Raw genomic sequence first — 17,989 nt, 5'->3', positions numbered from 1 at the left:
ACCTCCCGAATCCGCCAAACGATGAAACGATGCCGAAACGAGCCGTTTTGTTGGTGAATCTGGGATCTCCGCGATCGACCGAGGTCGCGGACGTCAGGGCTTATTTGAAAGAGTTCCTGTCGGACACCCGCGTGTTCGACGCTCCTTCCCCAATCCGGGAATACATTCTCTACGCCAAGGTGCTGCCGTTCCGTCCCAAAAAAACGGCCGAAGCCTACTCGAAGATCTGGACCCCGGAAGGTTCCCCGTTGATGGTCACGAGCCGCAACCTCCAGGCGAAACTCCAGGAACAAGTCGACATTCCGGTGGAAATCGCCATGCGCTACCAGGAGCCTTCCATTCGGTCGGCGATCGACCGTTTCCGCGCCGACGGGATCGAGGAACTATTCCTCGTTCCACTCTATCCCCACTACGCCATGTCGAGCTACGAAACCGTCGTGGTCAAAGTCCGGCAAGAGATCGCCGCGCGAGCCCCCGGGATCAAACTCGACGTCCTGCCCCCTTTTTACGCGGAGTCCGATTACATCGAGGCGTTGCACGAATCGGCCAAGGCCTACCTGGAAAAGGATTACGACCATATCCTCTTCAGTTTCCATGGCGTGCCGCAACGGCATCTCCGGAAAGGGGATCCGTCGAAAGCCCATTGCTTGACCGCCCCCGACTGCTGCAATTCGTGCAGCCCGGTTCATGAAGTTTGTTACCGGGCCCAGTGCCTCCGGACCGTGAAAGAGTTCGCCCTGCGAGCCGGCCTTCCCGAGGGGAAATACAGCACCTGCTTCCAGTCCCGGTTCGGCCGGGAACCGTGGCTGCAACCGTACACCGACGAGGAACTCGAACGTTTCGGCCGGGAAGGAAAGATCAAGAAATTGCTGGTGATCTGTCCGGCTTTCGTCACCGACTGCCTCGAAACGCTCGAGGAGATCGCGATGGCCGGCAAAGAGACCTTCTTCGAAGCCGGGGGCAAGGAATTCACCCAAATCCCGTGCCTGAACGAGCATCCGGCTTGGATTAAATTTCTTCGCACCCGAATCCAGCGGTTCCTCGAACGGGCCGAAAAGGGGGATCTGCCGCAGGCGCAGACGGAACAGACGGCTACGACGGCCTGACCCACCTCGATCATGGCGGATCCGAATCCAACACCGACAGACCGTCGGAAGGACCGCGCCCCTTGGTTTCGCCTCCACCCGGCAAGCGGCGTCGCCATCCTCCTCCTCGACAACCTGTTTTTCGGGGTCAAGATGATGACGGCCGGTCTCGGGATGCCGATTACCGCCACCCTCGCCTTTTGGACGACCCTCATTTCGGTCTGGTTCATCCAGCGGAAAATCGCCGGAGAGAATCGCCGCGCCTGCTTCCTCAAAGCTCTGGGCGCCGGGGTCGTGGCCGGTCTCCCATTCTCGATCGCGGGGACCGTCGTCGGTTCCTGGGTAATCATCAATTCCGGGTTGTCACCTTGGCGCGGATTAATCCAGTCGAAAAAATGAGCGAAGGCGTACGCATCGACCGTTGGCTCTGGGCGACCCGGATCTTTAAAACCCGCCCGCAAGCCACCGAAGCCTGCCAGGGGGAACACGTGAAAATCGACGGCCTCAACGCCAAACCTTCCCGTCAAATCCGGCCCGGCGACGTGATCGAAATCCGCCGCCCGGATATCGTGAAGACGGTGCGGGTCAAAGACTTGGCGGTAAAACGGGTCGGCGCCGGAGTCGTGGACCGGCTTCTGGAAGACTTGACGCCCCCCTCCGAATACGAGCGGCAAAAGGAGTTCCGGACCGCGAGCATCGCCAAACGGGAACGCGGGACCGGTCGACCGACCAAAAAGGAACGCCGCGAAACCGATCGCTTGCTCGGAACAGATTTTTTCGACTAAAGGCCCTTCGTAACTTTCGTGACTAAAGAACCACATTCTTTCGCCTCCCTCATCCGTTGGCTGGTTCCGCTTTTCCTATTTCTCGGTGGAGGTTGCGCCACCATCGGACCGTCCGAGCCTCCCCCGCCCCTTGAGGCGGAGGACTTCGAAACAGTGGAATCCGGTTTCCACATCAGCGTCCGCGAGGGGACCGTTCGTTATCAAGCTACCCTCGATGTCACCTCCCCCCTGGACCAACCCCGCTTTCTCGACATCCGCTACGAGAACCCCGAGGATCCGCAGAACCCACATCGCGAGCTTCTCCAACTCGACCCCGGCACCGACCAACTCCGCTTGGAATCGCCTCCGCTGCGAGGCCTGGAAGCCGGGCGATTTTATTGGATCGAAATTGAAATTTTCGACGACCCGGCCGCGACCGAGCCACTGGACCGTCACGAAATCCGGATCTATTCGACGATCGATACCCGTCGGCACGGACGATAAACCTCCGAATGGCGACGCGCGGAGCCGGGACGACCCCGCCACTTTGTTGCCCCTCACATTCAATTTAGCTCACGTAAGGATTGCCAACGGCCGGATTGCTTTTAACCTATCGAAGTTGCCCAAGTTAAATTATTCACTCCAAGGAGGCGTCGTTTATGAAGGTTCATTTGTATTTGTCGTTGATCCCCGAGTCGCTGGTTTTTTCCATGCTCGATCCCCAGGCTTTCGGCCGTTACCTCGCCCTCGGGGCAGACCGCCGAACCCAAGGCCAAGCGATCTTCCTCGAGGTGGATCCGGCCGCGGTGACCGAAATCCCTGACTTGGGCGTGTTGCGCGAACACTGCAAGCCGCATTCCGACGGACAACCTCACAAATCGAGCTACGTGACCATCTACCGCGCCCTCGAACGCGTCCCGATCACCGCCCTCGGCGCTCTCCACCTGGTCACCCGGAACGGTGCCGTCCTCGAAATCAAACGCGCCGCCGCTCTACCGGAACCGGGGCCGGAGCGTTTCCATCTCTACCAGGAATTCGTTCCGGTCAATCCACTGGTCTCCTCCCGCCTCAGTCCCGCCGATTTCGGAGCCTACATCACGCGGCCGAACCAACCGGTCTTCGTCCCCCGCATTATTTTCGGAGAACTCGGATCCGGACCGCTCGCCGACGACCCGGACAGCGCCGTAAATACCCTTCCGTATCGAAATCTAGCCCAAGTCCGCTCCTGTTTTCGCGAATTGAAAAATCGCCCCGACAAAAAAGCGAAAATCGTGGAGCGCAAAATGGAGCACGATTTGCCGTTCTGGATGATGACCGGCGGCTTCTTCGTCGCGGACCAAAGCGGTGCCGTCCACTATCCGATGCCATCCGAGGAGGAACTGCGCGGCTCGAATTTCAATTGGTGGAGTTCCGCCCGGGCGGTCGAAGTTTTGTGATCGTGCCCGGTCGGCAGACCGCGGATTGCCTCTTCAGAGAACTTCGAGGGTGAACGGGGCGAAGTATTCTTCGCCTTCGATTTTCACCTGGGCCCAGAGTGTGTAGGTTCCCGCTTTATCCGCGTAAAACATAAACGGGATTTGCGGCGCGACCGGATCAAGCTTTTGCTCGAGTCCTTCCTGAAGCGGGTGCATGTGGGCAAATCCGCTCCGTTCCGGATCAAACGCGACGATGTGGGTCCAAGCCCCCATCACCGGCTCCAAAGTGGCCGGTTTCCCTTCGGTCAAGTTGCGGACGTCGAAGGTCAGGATCGTCGGCCGACGCACCCGAACTCCCCCCTCCGGCAGGTTCAATCGAAAATGATAATCCTCAAGGGTGGCCTCCAAACGAAAATCGGTGCCGGGGCCCACTCCACCGGTCACATCCAAATCCTCGACCGCTTGCACCGCCCGTCCGGTCACCACCGGCACCACTTCGCCAAAAAAGCGGTAATTGCCCCCGTGGCGCGGGGTGAATGAAAAAACGAATTCTCCCGGAACCGCCGTCGGTTGTGGATGTTTGTGCTGATAATCCCCCAGCGTCGGGTCCACGATGAGCAGATGGAACTTTTCGGTGTGTTTTTCCTCCAGCTCCGAAATCGAGACCGCCCGCCCCCCCGGCCGTTCGAGCGCGACGGTCACCCTCGCTTCCCGTCCGGCTTCGAGCGGACCGTTCGCCACCAAACGCATCCGGATCGGCGACCGCCCCTGGCTCACCTGCATGAAACCAATGCTGCTCGCCTCGCATAATTCCGGCGAGGTGTCTCCGGTCGCCTCCCGCAAAAACGCGGCCGGCCGCTCGGGGGCGATATCCGGAAGAAAATGAAAAAACAGGTAGATCGCCGCCATCAGGGCGGTTATCCGGATCACCCGCCCCCGGGTCTTCTGCGGCGGGGCGTAAGTCGTTGGTTTAGGCTCCTCCATCTTCCTCCCGCGCGTCCATCTGTTTGAGGCGATCCAGGAAATCACCGACCATCCAATTCGATCCGAAAACCCGATGCCGGATCGTTCCGGTCTCGTCGACCAACATCGTCCCCAAGGTGTGCGACTCGAACCCGACTTCGGGATCGATCAGAATCCCAAACTGCGTCATCAAATTGGCGATCGCCGTGTCGGGACCGGTCAAAAACGAGAAATTGGAGGTGTCGATGCCATGATTTTCGGCGTATTCCCGCAAGACTCCGGGGGTATCGTAATCCGGATCGAGAGTAATTGAAATCAGTTCGAAATTCTCGATTCCGGCTTCACGGGCCGACTGCTGGAGTTGGATCATCCGCTGGGTGGCCGCCGGACACATCGCGGGGGACGGGCATCGGGTGTAAATGAAATTAATCACCACCCGCTTTCCCCGATAGCGGTTGATTTGCACGACGTTGCCGGTCTGGTCGTAAAGGGCGAATGCGGGCATCACTTCGCCGACTTCCCGGAAAGCCCGGGAGCCGCGGATGATCGTGTCTTCCATCAATTGACGTCCCGTCCGGTCGACGATCCCTTCCGCCATCCGATCCACCTTCCAGATCCGCTCCAAACGGAGCGCCCCGGAATGCTCGACCAACCGCGCGCGGATCACCGTCCCGGCTTCGGCGTTGGCCAGGTCGCCGGGCGAAACCCGGAACTCGGTCGTTCCGGCCGGCAGAGTCCGCGGAATATCCCCGTGCCGAACCAGCAACACCCGGCCTTCCGGAAACACTTCGAGGATCTCCCCTTCGAAAGCGACTCCCGGTTGACCGTCGTTGGCGTTTGGATTTGGACAACCGCCGAAGAACAAGACGGAAAGGAGCAGGACGAAACCCACGGCGGAAATCGGGATCCGCCGCTTCGATGCAATCTTGGTGGGGACGTTCGGAGACATATTTCGCCAAACTACCCCACCCCCCTCCCGGAACGAAAGCAAAATCGACCTTTTCGCTCCAAACGGAACCTCCTTTGAAGCCCGGCTGTCGGGTAACTGGAGCAATATTAATAAAAAGTCCGCAATTCTTGTCCGGTATTTGCCTAAAAAATAAATTGCCTTAACTCTAACCGTTTCCTGACATTAGCCCTTTTTCGACTTTTCCGCGATGGCGTCGTTTTCATTTCCACATAGAACCTCCGGTTACAAGCCGGTTTTGGCCTGGTTTTGCGCCTTCGCACTGCTGTGGACCATCCTCTTGCTCAAGGCGGGCGGCTTCACCACCAGCATCCATGCGGGAATGGTTTTCCTCGATTGGCCCCTTTCCCACGGGTCGGTCAACCCGGAGGGCTGGATGTTCGACCGCGACATGCGGGCGGAGCACAGCCACCGGTTGCTCGGGGCCAAAGTCGGCCTGCTGGTGACGGTGATTTTCGTCTGGCTGCTGATCCGGGAAGACCGCCGGTGGCTGCGATGGCTCGGAGCGGCCGCCCTCCTGCTGGTGATCGTCCAAGGGTTGGTCGGCGGGGCCCGGGTGGTTTTCGACCAACTCAACACCCAGGCCGACCACAACCTGGTCGCCCAGACCTTCCGGGTAATCCACGCCTGCCTCGCCCAGATTTTCTTCTGTCTCCTCGGCACCATCGCCATCGCCGCCTCCCGCCCCTGGATCGAACGAAAGGCCGGGCTCCGCTCGCCGGTGGAAAATTCCGTACGCCTCGCCGGGATAGTCGCCTGCGTGGCGATTTTCCTCCAGCTGATCGTCGGCGCCCTGGTCCGCCACAACTACGCGGCCTTGGCCATTCCGACTTTCCCTTGGAGCAGCCATTTGAACACGCTCCTCCCGCTCGCCTGGAGCTTTCCGGTCACGATCCATTTCATTCATCGGGTCGGAGCGATCCTCGTGACCGCCGCCCTGCTTTTCTTCGCGTGGAAGCTCTGGCGCTCTCCCGCGACCGGCCGGGGCTACGCGTTGGGCGCGAGCGCGCTGGTGCTGATGCTCGCCTTCCAAATTTTCCTCGGCGCACTGACGGTGTTGACCTCCAAGAATGAGTATGTAGCAACTCTACATATGTTATTGGGCGCATTCATGCTGGCCGCCACCTGGCTTTTGACCTTTGCCTGCTACCGACTGCCGTTGAACGACGGCCCCGGGGCGGACACGGTTCGGCAAAACGCGCCCGCGAATCCGGAACCAACCGGAAGCGTCGCCACCCAGCCGAGCCGATGAGAATATCCGAGATGAAAGAGACCGCCCCTCCGCACGTTTCCGAGGGGACCAGGCCATGGAAGGCGACGGCCGGGGCCTACCTTGAGCTGACCAAGCCGCGCTTGAGCATGCTTTCCGTGATCACCGCCCTGGTCGGCTATCTCGCCGCCCGGCCCGACGGCGCTTTCGCCGGGATTTTCCATGTAGCTCTCGGCACGGCTCTCGCCGCCGGAGGGGCCGCCGCGCTGAACCAATGGCGGGAAAGGAAGACCGACGCCCGGATGAACCGGACCATGACCCGTCCCATCCCATCCGGCCACGTGGCTCCCTGGCAAGCCGCGATTTGGGGCGCCCTGCTTTCGCTCGCCGGGATCGGCCACCTCCTTTTCTGGGTCAACATTCCAGCCGCCGCGCTGGCCGCCGCGACCATCGGAATCTACGTCTGGATCTACACCCCGATGAAACGCAATTCCAGACTCAGCCTGGAAGTCGGCGCGGTGGCCGGCGCCTTGCCTCCCCTCATCGGGTGGGCCGCGGCCGAAGGCCAAATCACCCCGCTCGGCTGGATTCTCTTCGGCATCCTGTTTCTCTGGCAGATCCCCCACTTTTTGGCGATCGCCTGGCTCTATCGTGACGATTACGCCGCCGTGAATTTCCCGATGCTGACCGTCATCGACCGCACCGGAAACCGGGCCGCCCACCATGCGTTCTGGTATTGCCTCGGCCTGTTGGTGGTTTCGATCCTCCCGTATTTCCTCGGTTTTAACTCCCTTTTCTACCTCGTTCCCGCACTCCTCCTCGGGGTGTATTTTGTCTGGACCACCTGGCTGTTCCGGACCCGCGCCGACCGCGATCTGACCGCCCGGCGGGTCTTCCACACCTCGATCTCCTACCTGCCCGCTCTGCTGGCGGTCCTGGTGATCGACCGATGGCTGCTTGCCTGATCGAACGATGAATCTTGATATCTTCCCTCCCGTGAACGCCGCGCTCAATTCGCTGGCGTTCCTCTGCCTGACCGCCGGGTATTATTTCATTCGGTTCCGCAACGATCAAACGACCCACCGGAAATTCATGGTGGCGGCGTTGACCGCTTCAGCGGTTTTCCTCGCCAGTTACCTGACCTACCATTTCCTGAAAGACGGAGTCCACACCCGCATCGGGGCCACGGGGGGGATCGCTTACTTTTATTACATCATGCTGATCTCCCACGTTTTGTTGGCGATGATCAACCTTCCGTTGATTCTGGTCACCGTTGGACTTGCGATCAAAGGCCGGAACACGGCCCATCGGAAATGGGCGAGGTGGACCTTCCCGATCTGGTATTACGTGTCGATCACCGGCGTCCTGGTTTACTTTTTCCTCTACCACTGGTTCCCCGGCGAGCGGATCTGACTTCGAGCCTCTGCCCGCACCCATCGTCTGCTTGCCATTGCCTAAATTCCAAGTCGATCGCCGGGGGGCTCGTCAGGTCCCTGCCCGTGCGCCATCGCCTCAACCGTAACATGCTTTCTCATTGCTTGTAACAGGGCTTTCTGCTCGTCTACCTCCATGAGGCGAATGGTCCTTTCGCTCGGATGGTATATGCTGCTGCAGCAAGCCCCCGCATTCGGGGACTGTTCACTCACCACGCTCGGCCTGCGCCCGGTGAACGACGGCGGAATCGGATTTTACCAAGGATTTCGAACCGGCCTCTACCCGCACGGCGCCAATAATCCTCCTCAACTTCACCTTGCGGCGGGCCTGGCGATCGCGGAGGAAATTGTACCACGTGACAGCAGTGGTTTTTCGGATCCGACAAATGGCCGGATCGTCCTGATCTCGGTCGGCATGTCCAACACCACGCAGGAGTTTTCGGTTTTCAAGCAGATGGCCGACGCCGACCCCGCGAAAAACCCACGCCTCGTCATCGTCGACGGAGCGCAGGGGAGCAGGCCGGCGCCGGATTGGACCAGCCCGACCGCGAACACCTGGAATGTGGTGGATCAACGGCTGGCCGAAAGCGGCGTCACACCGGCCCAGGTGCAGGTCGCATGGATCAAGCAGGCGCGGCGGCGACCACAGGATATCGGAGGCTTTCCTGAGCATGCGGAGGTGTTAAGCAACGATCTCGGCCTGATCGTGCGGGCGCTCAAAACCCGCTATCCAAACGTCAGGATCGCTTACCTCAGCAGCCGGACACGCGCCTACACCTTAAACCTCGCGACCTCGAACCCGGAACCGTTTGCCTACGAGTCCGGGTTCTCCGTCAAATGGCTGCTCGAGCGGCAAATGGACGGTTCGCCGGCCTTGAACTTCAATCCGGCCGAAGGACAGGTGCGGGCACCATGGCTCACCTGGGGACCGTATCTCTGGATCGACGGCACCAATCCGCGCTCGGATGGGCAGGTCTGGCTCTGTTCGGATGTCGGCGGCGATTTTTTCCATCCTTCGCAGGCGGGCCGGCAGAAAGTGGCGCGTCAGCTCACGGCATTTTTCAAAACGGATCCGACGGCGGCGCCGTGGTATTTGCGGCCGACCAACTCTCCTCCCCAAGTGACGCTCTCCGCCAGCGCGACGTCCGGAATCTCACCGCTTGCCGTGGAGTTCACCGCGACAGCCTCGTCGGCGAATGGCCCTATCACCGAATTCGCCTGGACATTCGACGACGGCGGAAGTTCGCTCGCCCCAAACCCCACGAAATTTTTCCCGACTCCCGGCTCATATAGGGTGCGCCTGACCGTAAGCGACAGTGCCGGGAACTCCGCCAAGAGGGACATTCAGATCAAGGTGGGCGCAGATTACGAATCGTGGAGCGGGCTGGTCTTCGCAGACACTGCGGGCGGCGAGCGGCTGGACGATCCGGATGGAGACGGAAGCGTGAACTTGCTGGAGTATGGCTTCGGCACGAATCCGCACGACGCCAATCTGCCGCCCCTGATGTTTTCGCTCTTGGAACCGGACCGGATAGAACTCATCTACCGGCGTGTTACATACGCGAGCGATCTGGAATACGTTACCGAGACGGCGGCCAATCCATCGGGACCTTGGTCGTCCGACGGGGTTTCGGAAGAGGTTCATTCGCTCAACACTATGACCGAGACGGTGAGGGTGACAACTCCTGCCGCCGGACAGGCACGGTTTATGCGCATCCGCCTTGTGCGGACCGAGTAAACTCCGCCCCGGGATTCCCCGCGGGCGGAGTTTTTGGTAGAGTCGCCGGAACCGATCCGGCGCGCGCGGAAACTTACAAAAGATCGGCGACCATCGCCTTCTCTTCCTTCAGTTCGTTCACGGTCGCCTCGATCTTCGACCGGCTGAAGTCGTTCAACGGCACGTCCTGGACGATCTCCCACTTCGATCCGTCGCTGCGGATCGGGAACGAGGTGATCAAATCCTTCTCGATGCCATAGCTGCCGTCGGAGCAGACCGCGACGCTAAACCAATCCCCCTTCGGAGTCGGCCGGGTGAGCGAGCGGACAGTGTCGACCACGGAGTTGGCGGCGGAAGCGGCCGAAGAAGCGCCGCGGGCTTTAATAATTGCCGCACCACGTTGTTGGACGGTCGGGATGAAATTTTCCTCAAACCAGCTCTCGTCGCCGATCACCTCCGTCGCCGGTTTTCCGCCGATCCTGGTGTTGTAGAAATCCGGATACATCGTGGAGGAATGATTCCCCCAAATCGCCAGATTCGAAACTTCGGTAACGTCGACCCCGGCCTTCATCGCCAACTGGGTCTTGGCCCGGTTCTCATCGAGACGGGTCATCGCGAACCAGCGGTCGCGCGGGAGGTCACCGCCATTATTCATAGCGATCAGGCAATTGGTGTTACACGGATTCCCAACCACCAGGACCCGGGCGTCGGAAGCGGCGTTCTTAGCGATCGCCTCACCCTGGCCGGTGAAGATCTTTCCATTGATGTTGAGCAGATCCTTCCGCTCCATTCCGGCCTTCCGGGGAACACTGCCGACGAGGAGCGCCCAGTTGACTCCGCTAAAACCTTCGTTGAGGTCGGCGGTCGGCACCACTTTCTTAAGAAGCGGAAAGGCACAGTCCTGCAGTTCCATAACGACCCCTTCCAGGGCCCCGAGGGCCGGCGGGATCTCGATCAAATGCAATTCGACCGGCTGGTCGTCCCCGAACATCGATCCGGAGGCAATTCTAAACAGAAGGGAATAGCCGATTTGCCCGGCTGCCCCTGTTACGGCTACGCGTATTGGTTTTTTCATGAGTCAAACTTGCAGGTTAACAAACTCCCACTTCTAGCACCGCCGGTCCGCCCCTTCAATCAAATTGCGTTCCGGATTCGGCGAATCAGGCGGAAACGAAGCGACACTCCAGCCGCTTATAAGCGCTGCGAATGAGGGCTTCCGTCGTTTCCCAATCGATACAACCGTCGGTGATCGAAACGCCATACTGAAGCGACTCCTTCGGCTGGGGAAACGGCTGACTTCCCGCCTTCAAATTGCTTTCCACCATCAAACCGATGATCGAGGAGTTGCCGGCCTCGATCTGACGCAGGGTATCGTCCGCGACCGTCGGCTGGTTTTGCGGATCCTTGCCGCTGTTGGCATGGCTGCAATCGATCATGACCGCCCTCGGCAGTTTCGCCTTTTCCAGGAGCTCCTCCGCCTCCCGCACCGACTCCGGATCGTAGTTCGACCCCGCGCGTCCCCCGCGGAGGATGACGTGGCAATACGGGTTACCACGGGTCGTCACCGCCGAGGCCTGGCCTTCGTGGTTGATCCCGAGAAAAGTCTGGGGGCCGCTCGCCGCCCGGATCGCATTGATCGCGGTCAAAATGTCGCCGTCGGTCCCGTTCTTGAATCCAAGCGGCATCGACAAGCCGGAAGCCATCTGCCGGTGGGTCTGCGACTCCGTCGTCCGGGCGCCGATCGCCGACCAGCTGATCAAATCGGCGATGTATTGCGGAGTGATCGGATCAAGCAACTCGGTCGCGGTCGGCAAACCGAGGTCGATCACATCCCGCAAAAAAGTCCGAGCCAACTTCAAGCCGCCGACAATGTCGCAACTGTTGTCGAGTCGGGGATCCATGATCAGCCCCTTCCAGCCGATGGTGGTTCGGGGCTTCTCGAAATAAACCCGCATCACCAGGCAGATCCGGTCGGAAACCTCCTTCGACAACTTCGCCAGCCGGCGTCCGTAATCCAGACCGGCTTCGACATCATGGATCGAGCACGGCCCGACCACGAATAGAAGGCGCTTGTCGTCGCCGAAAATGATCCGGTTGATCTCCTTCCGGCTGCGGCTGACGAAATCCGCCTCCGCCTCCGATTTGGATATGGCGGTTTTTAATTCGACCGGCGTCGGCAGCGCATTGGTCGCGAGAACATTGATATCAGTGACTTTTTCCACGGTAAGACCCCTAAATAAAAAGAGGCGCGAATATCGCACCCCTTGCGCGGCCGGTAAAGCCTTTTTGGCAAAAGAAAGGCGGGTCGCCTACCCCTAAACGACCCGCCAGCTGCTTTCTTTCTTAGTTACCCCAAAACCCCGCTATGCGGGGAAAATTGACTATGCTCTGAGAGTAGCCCGAACCACCCCCGACAGTCAATAACTTTTCGGAAATTTTTTGTCTTTCTTCTCCTTTTCCGGAAGAGTATTCGGCATGTCTCGTTTGAACATCAGCATCGGCCGTCCGGCCGCCTGGATCGAGGTCACCGGGGAAGACAGTTTCAACTTTCTCCAGGGCCAATCCACCAACGATCTGAGGAGCCCGGCCCCTCGCCCGGCCACCTACGTCCTCTGGCTCGACCGCAAGGGCAAGGTCCTCGCCGACAGCTTCGTCCTCCAGGACGCCGAAGACCGCTTCTACCTTTTCAGTTACCATTCCCCGGCCGACTCCATCATCGAACGCCTGGAGGCGTTCATCATCGCCGACGACGTCGCCCTGCGGGACATGACTCCCCACGCCGTCTCGGCAGCGGTTTGGGGCGAAGGCCTCCCCGACGCACTCGCGGGATTGGGGGTCGAACGCCCCGACGCCGGATCGTTCCTCCGCGTCGGCCACCGGTTCCTCCTCCCGGGCCGCCGGTCGGCCCGCCTCCCGAATCTCGACTTTCTCGTCGTCGGCCCCGACAACGAAGAGGCGATCGGAGCCCTTTCGTCGGCCGTCCTCAACGCCGGCGGCGACCTCGTCGGCGGCGAAGTCCTCGAACGCGAACGAATCGAGTCGGCGATTCCGAGCGTCCCCTGGGACGTCGGCCCCACCGATCTGCCCCAGGAAGGAAATCTCGATGACGCCGCGATCTCCTATAATAAAGGATGCTACCTGGGACAGGAGGTCATGGCTCGTATCCGTTCCATGGGACAAGTCCGCCGGACGCTCGCCTCCGTCAGCCTCCCCCGGCAACCAGAGACCAATCCGACGCCTCTCTTCCATGGATCCAAAGAAGTCGGAAGTCTTCGGACCACCACCCTTTCCGCCCCGTTCGTGGGATTGGCACTGATCCGGACCGATCTTCCCGAAACGGCCGCTCAACTCGCCTCGAAACCGGACGGCCCGGCGGAAATCAAAATTCTGAATACATGAGCGATTTTCCCATGGACCCTTCCGAAACCGACAAAATCGCCTTGATTTTCCGCAATCTGGGGGCGGATGAAACCGCCGCGGAGACCATGGCCAGACAGCTTCTGAAGCGCGCCGAGCAGATGGCGGAGGAGCGCTCAGTGAGCCGCGTTGACACGTTAAATTACCTGCTGAAAGTTGCGATCGCCGGGCGCGAAGGACGGGTTTTTGAAGGAGACCCGCCCGCCAATGGCACAACCATGCGGGATTGAAGGGGAAAAGTTTTTGTAAAAACGTTCATTTAGTATTGACCTAAATATCCTTTTCTTCCTGTCTTTCGTCATCACCTTTGCAGATAAACCCAATAAGGAGTCATTGAATGAACAAAGCTGAGCTGATTGCAGAAGTACAAAAGAATCTCGGAAGCGATGCCTCGAAGGCCGCTGCCGAACGCGCCGTGGATTCGGTCCTCGAAGCCATCAAGAAAGGCGTGAAGAAAGACAAGAACGTCCAGCTGATCGGCTTCGGCACGTTCAGCGTCGCCAAGCGCGCCGCTCGCGAAGGGGTCAATCCCCGGACCAAGGAAAAGATCAAGATCAAGGCTTCCAAGACCGTGAAGTTCAAGCCGGGTGCCGGCCTGAAGGCCGCCGTCTGATCGGATTTCGACTTTCCAAACAAAGAACCCGCCGGCAACCGCCTGCGGGTTTTTTGTTTACCCTCCCCGCACCTCTCCGGCCACGGAGGCGAAACACGTCGCGATCTTCGCCCGCTGGTCCATCGCGACCATCGTCACCCCTCCGGCCATCAAGGCCGCCCCGACCAACTGGATTTCCCCGAATCCCGCCAAGGACGGCCAGCCCATCGAGGCCGCCAGCGGCACGTAAACCAAAGCCCCTTGACTCACCAGGGCTCCCAGCGCGAACGCGGCCAGGCCGCCGTGCGAAAGGCCCGCCAGCCGGATCCAACCTAGCCCCGCCGCCCAAGCGATCAGCAACGGTGTCACGATCCCAAGGAAGACCAGGTGCATGAATGCGACGATCATGAAGCGGTTCGTCGCCAGATCGAACAATCCCGGCCACGCCGCCAACGCCTGGAGGCCCATTTTCATGAACCAGAACCCGACCGCCAACACCGCCAAACCGTGGGCCGTTCCCGACAAACCGCTCCAATTTTGAGTTCGGCGCAACCCATCGGCCAAAAGAAAACCGCCGATCAATTGGGCAATTCCCCCGGCGGAGGCCACCGGGAAAATCCATCCGGGAGCGAAAACCGGATACACCGAGAGGGAGAACGTCAGCAGGCAACCGCCCAGAAGCCACCCGAACGCCCGGCGAAATCGCGTGGCTCCCTCCACCCGTCCCCGTTCTTCCATGCCAGCCAGCAGGACCGCCAAGAGGAAGAACAAGAACCAGCCATTGTACTGGAAATGCAGGTAATATCCGACCGCCAGCCCGTGCCAGGGAGTGTTCGCCAGTTCGGTCGCCATGATCGGGCCCAAAGCCAACGGTCCCAAACCAGAGCCGAGCATGAACCAGCAAGCCGTCACCAAATAAGGCCGGGCCAAGGGCCCCGACCGATGGTCCCGCAACATTTTAAACAGAAATGCCGCCGCGCAAAACATGTGCATCGTGGAGAAAAAGATGCTGACCCATCCGTAACCTTGGATGGGAAAACTCACCAAGATCCCGACGACAGCGACTTGCGTCAGGAGAAACAGGCGCCAATACCCGGCCACCTTATCGACCGGAATGAAGAACCGCACCGCGAGAGCGAAGAACGCATTGTAGATCCAACCTAGAAACGCAATGTGGGAATGGGCGTGAAGGAAATTCCCGTAGTTGAATCCGGCGATCGGCCAGACCAATTGCATCCGCAGCAGCAGCCCGAGCAGGGCGGCAATCGCAAAAAACGCCCAGGAAATCAAAAACATCCGCCAAGCGACCACCGTCGGCGAAACAACCTGCTTCCCGACCGTCGCCACACTTTGCTCCCATGAAATTGACGCGCTTTCCGACACGCGAACACCATACGGTCACCCCGTCCGGCCCGCTCCGCATCCATTGCCCGCCCCTCGGCGTTTTTTAAGATCGCCCGCCCCGCAACCCCATCCGGTATCCGACCGCCACCGCCACCAGACAAAGCACCAAGGTCGCCCCGAGATACAACACCGCCCGCCCCGGCTCTCCATCCCGGAAATAAACGGCAGTCGCCAAACTGAACAGCGAATACGTGGTAAAACCTCCGCAGACCCCGGTCATCCAAAATTGCCGCATCTCCGGGGACGCGGGAAATCGCCCGCCGGGCCCCGTCACCGCGGCAATCCACCCGATGGCGAAGGAGCCGAGGACATTGACCGCCAGGATCCCGAACGGAAAGCCCTCTCCGGCCAAGCCCGCCACCGCCGACGCCACGATCAACCGCGCCGCTCCTCCGATACCGGACCCCAAGGCGACCCACCCCGCCGTTCTCATCCCGGGATTCATTTTATCCAGGCGTTGATCGCCTCCCCCACCCAAATCCCGGCCCAAACCGCCGCCAGACAGAGAACCGCCGTTCCCAGCCAATTGCCGGCCGCCCGTCCCCAATCCTCCTTTTCCAGAAACGCCCACGTGTTTAACGCGTAAGATGACACGGTCGTATAGCCGCCGAGCACCCCCAACGCCAATAACAAACCGATTTCCTCTCCGGTCAATCCGAAGCCCCCCGGCCACCGAACCGTCGCCGCCACGCCGATCGCCCATGCGCCGGTGACGTTGACCACCAAGGTGCCCCACGGAAATCCTTCTCCGGCCCGGCGAGCCACTTGCAAAGTCAGCCAATGACGCCCCAAGCCCCCCACGGCGCTTCCGACGAAAACCAATCCCACGGCGACAAATGAGATTCCGATCACCCGGAAACCTTGACCCGCCCCCACCGAAGATTCAAGAACGCAAAATCGGCCCGCCATCCAACCCTGGAAGGCTCCCTTGTTGGAGCCGGCATTTAGGCGGTCCGGGCATCATCCGCATTTCCCCCAAATCCCAAAAACCACTTGCTCCCACCCGCCAAACAGGACTTGATTTCAAAGATTCGCTATCTTACCACGAGATAAATGCAGGTTCCACACATCACACTGACGCCGCCCTCCACCACCCCTGCGGCCACGTGTGTTCCGACTGTTCCTGCCCGCCGACCCGGCGTCGTCCGGCCGTCGGTTTTCACCAAGAATTTTGACGCGATCGAATGATTCCTATACCTGACAACGCCCCGTTCACGCCCGAGCAACGCACGTGGCTGAACCAGTTCCTGCCTTCCACCACCGCCGACCAACGGCAGTGGCTCTGCGGTTTCTTCGCCGGATACCAATATTCCCTCACCGGCGGTCTTCCCGGCGCAACGGCCCCCGGCGCCACCGCCGCGATCGCGGGCGCGGGCGGCAAAGTCCCGGTCACCGTCCTTTTCGGCACCGAGTCCGGCAATTCGGAGGCGTTGGCCGATCAAGCCCGGAAGGAACTGGCGAAACGGGGCTTCAAGGTCGCGCTCAAGGACATGGGCGACACCGACCCCGCCGATCTCGCCGGCACCAAAAACCTTTTGGTCATCGTCAGCACGTGGGGCGAAGGGGATCCTCCGGAACGGGCCGTGGAATTCCACACCAAGTTCATGAAAGGCGACGCCATCGACCTGAAGAAGACCCGTTTCTCGGTCTGCGGTCTCGGCGACACCAGCTACAACGAGTTCTGCAAGATGGGGAAAGATTTCGACGCCCGCCTCGAAGCGTTGGGCGCGACCCGCCTCGTCGATCGCGCCGATTGCGACGTCGATTACGAACCGCCGTTCCGGAAATGGTTCGACGCCGTGCTCGACGCCCTCGGCGACGCCACCGAATCCGCCGCCCCCGCTCCGGCCGCCGCCCCGCCGTCCATCGCCGCGCCCGGCGCTCCAGCCGCCGCGGCGCCATGGAGCAAGGCCAACCCGTTCCACTCGGAATTACTGGAGCGAATCAATCTCAACGGCACCGGCTCCGCCAAGGAAACGTGCCACCTCGAATTTTCCCTCGAAGGTTCCGGAATCACCTACCTGCCGGGCGATTCCCTTTGCGTGAAACCTCGCAACTGCCCCGACGTGATCGACCAATTGATCGAGGCCACCCACTTCGCCGGAGACGAGGAGATCAACCGGGCCGACGGCAGCGCCGGTCCGCTCCGCCAAGTCCTGATCGAGGAACTCGACAGCACCACCCTCAGCCGGAAAGTGGTGCAGGAATACGCCAAACTGACCGGCGTCGAGAGCGTCCAAAAGATCGCCGAGGATGCCAAGTTGTTGCGCGAATATTGCGACGGCCGCCAGATCGTCGATCTGTTCGCCGACCATCCGGCTCCCGCCCTCGCCCCCCAGCAGTTGGCCAACATTCTCCGGCTGCTGCCGCCGCGCCTGTATTCGATCGCCTCCAGCCAACGGGCCCACCCCGAAGAGGTCCACCTCACCGTCGGCGCGGTCCGCTACCAGACGTTCGGACGCGACCGCAAAGGGGTCGCCTCCACCTACCTCGCCGACCGCGTCAAGATCGGCGAAACCGTCCCGGTCTACGTCCATGCCAACAACCGATTCCGCCTGCCGGAAGATCCGTCCCGGCCGATCATCATGGTCGGCCCCGGCACCGGCATCGCCCCGTTCCGCGCTTTCGTCGAGGAGCGGGCCGCGACCAACGCCCCGGGCAAAAACTGGCTCTTCTTCGGCGACCAACATTTCACCTACGATTTCCTCTACCAGCTGGAGTGGCAGGATTACCTCAAGGAGGGGGTCCTGACCCGGATGGATGTCGCCTTCTCCCGCGACGCTCCGGAGAAGGTCTACGTCCAACACCGGATGCGCGAACATGGCCGCGACATCTTCCAATGGCTGGAAGAGGGAGCCCACTTCTACGTCTGCGGCGACGCCCTGCGGATGGCCAAGGACGTGCATGACGCGCTCCAGGAAATCGTGGCCGAACACGGAAAAATGAATACGGCCGAAGCCGGCGAATACCTGACCCGGCTCACCAAGGAAAAACGCTACCAGCGCGACGTCTACTGAGTCCG

20 protein-coding genes are annotated in these 17,989 nt (G+C 60.5%); 13 read left to right on the top strand and 7 right to left on the bottom strand.

Translation table 11 applies throughout. The annotated features are described in order from the left end of the window. The first annotated feature begins 29 nt into the window (after positions 1-29). The 5 genes from hemH to ACWUI2_RS10570 all read left to right on the top strand — a co-directional run bounded on the left by hemH (position 30) and on the right by ACWUI2_RS10570 (position 3,285). Positions 30-1,106, top strand: a complete 1,077-nt coding sequence (hemH, locus tag ACWUI2_RS10590) for a ferrochelatase (protein ID WP_486982825.1) — start codon at positions 30-32, stop codon at positions 1,104-1,106. Between the two features lie 12 nt (positions 1,107-1,118). Then, positions 1,119-1,484, top strand: coding sequence for a hypothetical protein (locus tag ACWUI2_RS10585; RefSeq protein ID WP_486982824.1), 366 nt, complete (start codon positions 1,119-1,121; stop codon positions 1,482-1,484). Further along, entirely contained in the window at positions 1,481-1,870 is a 390-nt protein-coding gene (locus tag ACWUI2_RS10580) for an RNA-binding S4 domain-containing protein (RefSeq protein ID WP_486982823.1), read from the top strand. The genes ACWUI2_RS10585 and ACWUI2_RS10580 overlap by 4 nt, the downstream gene beginning before the upstream one ends. Before the next feature lie 18 nt (positions 1,871-1,888). Then, entirely contained in the window at positions 1,889-2,353 is a 465-nt protein-coding gene (locus ACWUI2_RS10575; RefSeq protein ID WP_486982822.1) for a hypothetical protein, read from the top strand. A gap of 155 nt (positions 2,354-2,508) precedes the next feature. Continuing rightward, positions 2,509-3,285, top strand: coding sequence for a hypothetical protein (locus ACWUI2_RS10570; RefSeq protein WP_486982821.1), 777 nt, complete (start codon positions 2,509-2,511; stop codon positions 3,283-3,285). A gap of 33 nt (positions 3,286-3,318) precedes the next feature. Here the strand turns inward: ACWUI2_RS10570 and ACWUI2_RS10565 are convergent, their stop codons facing one another. Together ACWUI2_RS10565 and ACWUI2_RS10560 are read right to left on the bottom strand one after the other, a co-directional pair. Next, positions 3,319-4,248 (bottom strand): hypothetical protein, encoded by a 930-nt coding sequence (locus ACWUI2_RS10565; RefSeq protein WP_486982820.1) that lies wholly within the window; start codon positions 4,246-4,248, stop codon positions 3,319-3,321. Next, a complete protein-coding gene (locus ACWUI2_RS10560; protein WP_486982819.1) occupies positions 4,235-5,176 on the bottom strand; it encodes an SCO family protein in 942 nt (313 codons plus the stop codon). Before ACWUI2_RS10560 ends, ACWUI2_RS10565 begins: the two co-directional genes overlap by 14 nt. A 208-nt stretch (positions 5,177-5,384) precedes the next feature. Between ACWUI2_RS10560 and ACWUI2_RS10555 the strand changes: the two genes are divergently transcribed. The 4 genes from ACWUI2_RS10555 to ACWUI2_RS10540 all read left to right on the top strand — a co-directional run bounded on the left by ACWUI2_RS10555 (position 5,385) and on the right by ACWUI2_RS10540 (position 9,575). Further along, on the top strand, positions 5,385-6,446 hold the full coding sequence (locus tag ACWUI2_RS10555; protein ID WP_486982818.1) for a COX15/CtaA family protein: 1,062 nt from the start codon (positions 5,385-5,387) through the stop codon (positions 6,444-6,446). A gap of 11 nt (positions 6,447-6,457) precedes the next feature. Further along, positions 6,458-7,369, top strand: a complete 912-nt coding sequence (cyoE, locus tag ACWUI2_RS10550; protein ID WP_486982817.1) for a heme o synthase — start codon at positions 6,458-6,460, stop codon at positions 7,367-7,369. A gap of 7 nt (positions 7,370-7,376) precedes the next feature. Continuing rightward, on the top strand, positions 7,377-7,817 hold the full coding sequence (locus ACWUI2_RS10545) for a DUF420 domain-containing protein (RefSeq protein ID WP_486982816.1): 441 nt from the start codon (positions 7,377-7,379) through the stop codon (positions 7,815-7,817). Between the two features lie 156 nt (positions 7,818-7,973). Continuing rightward, entirely contained in the window at positions 7,974-9,575 is a 1,602-nt protein-coding gene (locus tag ACWUI2_RS10540) for a PKD domain-containing protein (protein WP_486982815.1), read from the top strand. Between the two features lie 73 nt (positions 9,576-9,648). Here ACWUI2_RS10540 and ACWUI2_RS10535 read toward each other — a convergent pair whose 3' ends face one another. Then, positions 9,649-10,629 carry a malate dehydrogenase gene (locus ACWUI2_RS10535; protein WP_486982814.1) on the bottom strand — a complete coding sequence of 327 codons (981 nt, stop codon included), beginning with the start codon at positions 10,627-10,629 and terminating at the stop codon, positions 9,649-9,651. 85 nt (positions 10,630-10,714) lie between these two features. After that, positions 10,715-11,776, bottom strand: coding sequence for a 3-deoxy-7-phosphoheptulonate synthase (locus ACWUI2_RS10530; protein ID WP_486982813.1), 1,062 nt, complete (start codon positions 11,774-11,776; stop codon positions 10,715-10,717). 253 nt (positions 11,777-12,029) lie between these two features. Here ACWUI2_RS10530 and ygfZ point away from each other — a divergent pair, with 253 nt between their 5' ends. From ygfZ to ACWUI2_RS10515, 3 genes are all read left to right on the top strand, one after another. Next, on the top strand, positions 12,030-12,953 hold the full coding sequence (ygfZ, locus tag ACWUI2_RS10525) for a CAF17-like 4Fe-4S cluster assembly/insertion protein YgfZ (protein WP_486982812.1): 924 nt from the start codon (positions 12,030-12,032) through the stop codon (positions 12,951-12,953). Positions 12,954-12,964: 11 nt separating this feature from the next. Beyond that, positions 12,965-13,201, top strand: coding sequence for a hypothetical protein (locus ACWUI2_RS10520; protein ID WP_486982811.1), 237 nt, complete (start codon positions 12,965-12,967; stop codon positions 13,199-13,201). A 107-nt stretch (positions 13,202-13,308) separates the two neighbouring features. Continuing rightward, positions 13,309-13,584, top strand: a complete 276-nt coding sequence (locus tag ACWUI2_RS10515) for an HU family DNA-binding protein (protein ID WP_486982810.1) — start codon at positions 13,309-13,311, stop codon at positions 13,582-13,584. A 57-nt stretch (positions 13,585-13,641) separates the two neighbouring features. Here the strand turns inward: ACWUI2_RS10515 and ACWUI2_RS10510 are convergent, their stop codons facing one another. From ACWUI2_RS10510 to ACWUI2_RS10500, 3 genes are all read right to left on the bottom strand, one after another. Further along, complete coding sequence (locus ACWUI2_RS10510) at positions 13,642-14,946, bottom strand: hypothetical protein (protein ID WP_486982809.1); 1,305 nt, start codon at positions 14,944-14,946, stop codon at positions 13,642-13,644. A gap of 64 nt (positions 14,947-15,010) precedes the next feature. Beyond that, on the bottom strand, positions 15,011-15,400 hold the full coding sequence (locus ACWUI2_RS10505) for a fluoride efflux transporter FluC (RefSeq protein WP_486982808.1): 390 nt from the start codon (positions 15,398-15,400) through the stop codon (positions 15,011-15,013). Positions 15,401-15,408: 8 nt separating this feature from the next. Continuing rightward, positions 15,409-15,819, bottom strand: coding sequence for a CrcB family protein (locus ACWUI2_RS10500; RefSeq protein ID WP_486982807.1), 411 nt, complete (start codon positions 15,817-15,819; stop codon positions 15,409-15,411). 332 nt (positions 15,820-16,151) lie between these two features. Between ACWUI2_RS10500 and ACWUI2_RS10495 the strand changes: the two genes are divergently transcribed. Beyond that, a complete protein-coding gene (locus ACWUI2_RS10495; protein ID WP_486982806.1) occupies positions 16,152-17,984 on the top strand; it encodes an assimilatory sulfite reductase (NADPH) flavoprotein subunit in 1,833 nt (610 codons plus the stop codon). The last annotated feature ends 5 nt before the right edge of the window (positions 17,985-17,989 follow it).

This window comes from Verruconatronum alginivorum (assembly GCF_056590205.1).
The sequence above is the reverse complement of the archived record's forward strand: the minus strand, read 5'-3'. Positions and strand labels throughout refer to the sequence as shown.

What these genes read in the sequence shown, in the direction of transcription:
- hemH (WP_486982825.1), top strand. Translation starts at nt 30, where the DNA reads ATGCCGAAACGAGCCGTTTTGTTGGTGAATCTGGGATCTCCGCGATCG.
- ACWUI2_RS10585 (WP_486982824.1), top strand. Translation starts at nt 1,119, where the DNA reads ATGGCGGATCCGAATCCAACACCGACAGACCGTCGGAAGGACCGCGCC.
- ACWUI2_RS10580 (WP_486982823.1), top strand. Translation starts at nt 1,481, where the DNA reads ATGAGCGAAGGCGTACGCATCGACCGTTGGCTCTGGGCGACCCGGATC.
- ACWUI2_RS10570 (WP_486982821.1), top strand. Translation starts at nt 2,509, where the DNA reads ATGAAGGTTCATTTGTATTTGTCGTTGATCCCCGAGTCGCTGGTTTTT.
- ACWUI2_RS10565 (WP_486982820.1), bottom strand. Translation starts at nt 4,248, where the DNA reads ATGGAGGAGCCTAAACCAACGACTTACGCCCCGCCGCAGAAGACCCGG.
- ACWUI2_RS10560 (WP_486982819.1), bottom strand. Translation starts at nt 5,176, where the DNA reads ATGTCTCCGAACGTCCCCACCAAGATTGCATCGAAGCGGCGGATCCCG.
- ACWUI2_RS10555 (WP_486982818.1), top strand. Translation starts at nt 5,385, where the DNA reads ATGGCGTCGTTTTCATTTCCACATAGAACCTCCGGTTACAAGCCGGTT.
- cyoE (WP_486982817.1), top strand. Translation starts at nt 6,458, where the DNA reads ATGAAAGAGACCGCCCCTCCGCACGTTTCCGAGGGGACCAGGCCATGG.
- ACWUI2_RS10545 (WP_486982816.1), top strand. Translation starts at nt 7,377, where the DNA reads ATGAATCTTGATATCTTCCCTCCCGTGAACGCCGCGCTCAATTCGCTG.
- ACWUI2_RS10540 (WP_486982815.1), top strand. Translation starts at nt 7,974, where the DNA reads ATGAGGCGAATGGTCCTTTCGCTCGGATGGTATATGCTGCTGCAGCAA.
- ACWUI2_RS10535 (WP_486982814.1), bottom strand. Translation starts at nt 10,629, where the DNA reads ATGAAAAAACCAATACGCGTAGCCGTAACAGGGGCAGCCGGGCAAATC.
- ygfZ (WP_486982812.1), top strand. Translation starts at nt 12,030, where the DNA reads ATGTCTCGTTTGAACATCAGCATCGGCCGTCCGGCCGCCTGGATCGAG.
- ACWUI2_RS10520 (WP_486982811.1), top strand. Translation starts at nt 12,965, where the DNA reads ATGGACCCTTCCGAAACCGACAAAATCGCCTTGATTTTCCGCAATCTG.
- ACWUI2_RS10515 (WP_486982810.1), top strand. Translation starts at nt 13,309, where the DNA reads ATGAACAAAGCTGAGCTGATTGCAGAAGTACAAAAGAATCTCGGAAGC.
- ACWUI2_RS10505 (WP_486982808.1), bottom strand. Translation starts at nt 15,400, where the DNA reads ATGAGAACGGCGGGGTGGGTCGCCTTGGGGTCCGGTATCGGAGGAGCG.
- ACWUI2_RS10495 (WP_486982806.1), top strand. Translation starts at nt 16,152, where the DNA reads ATGATTCCTATACCTGACAACGCCCCGTTCACGCCCGAGCAACGCACG.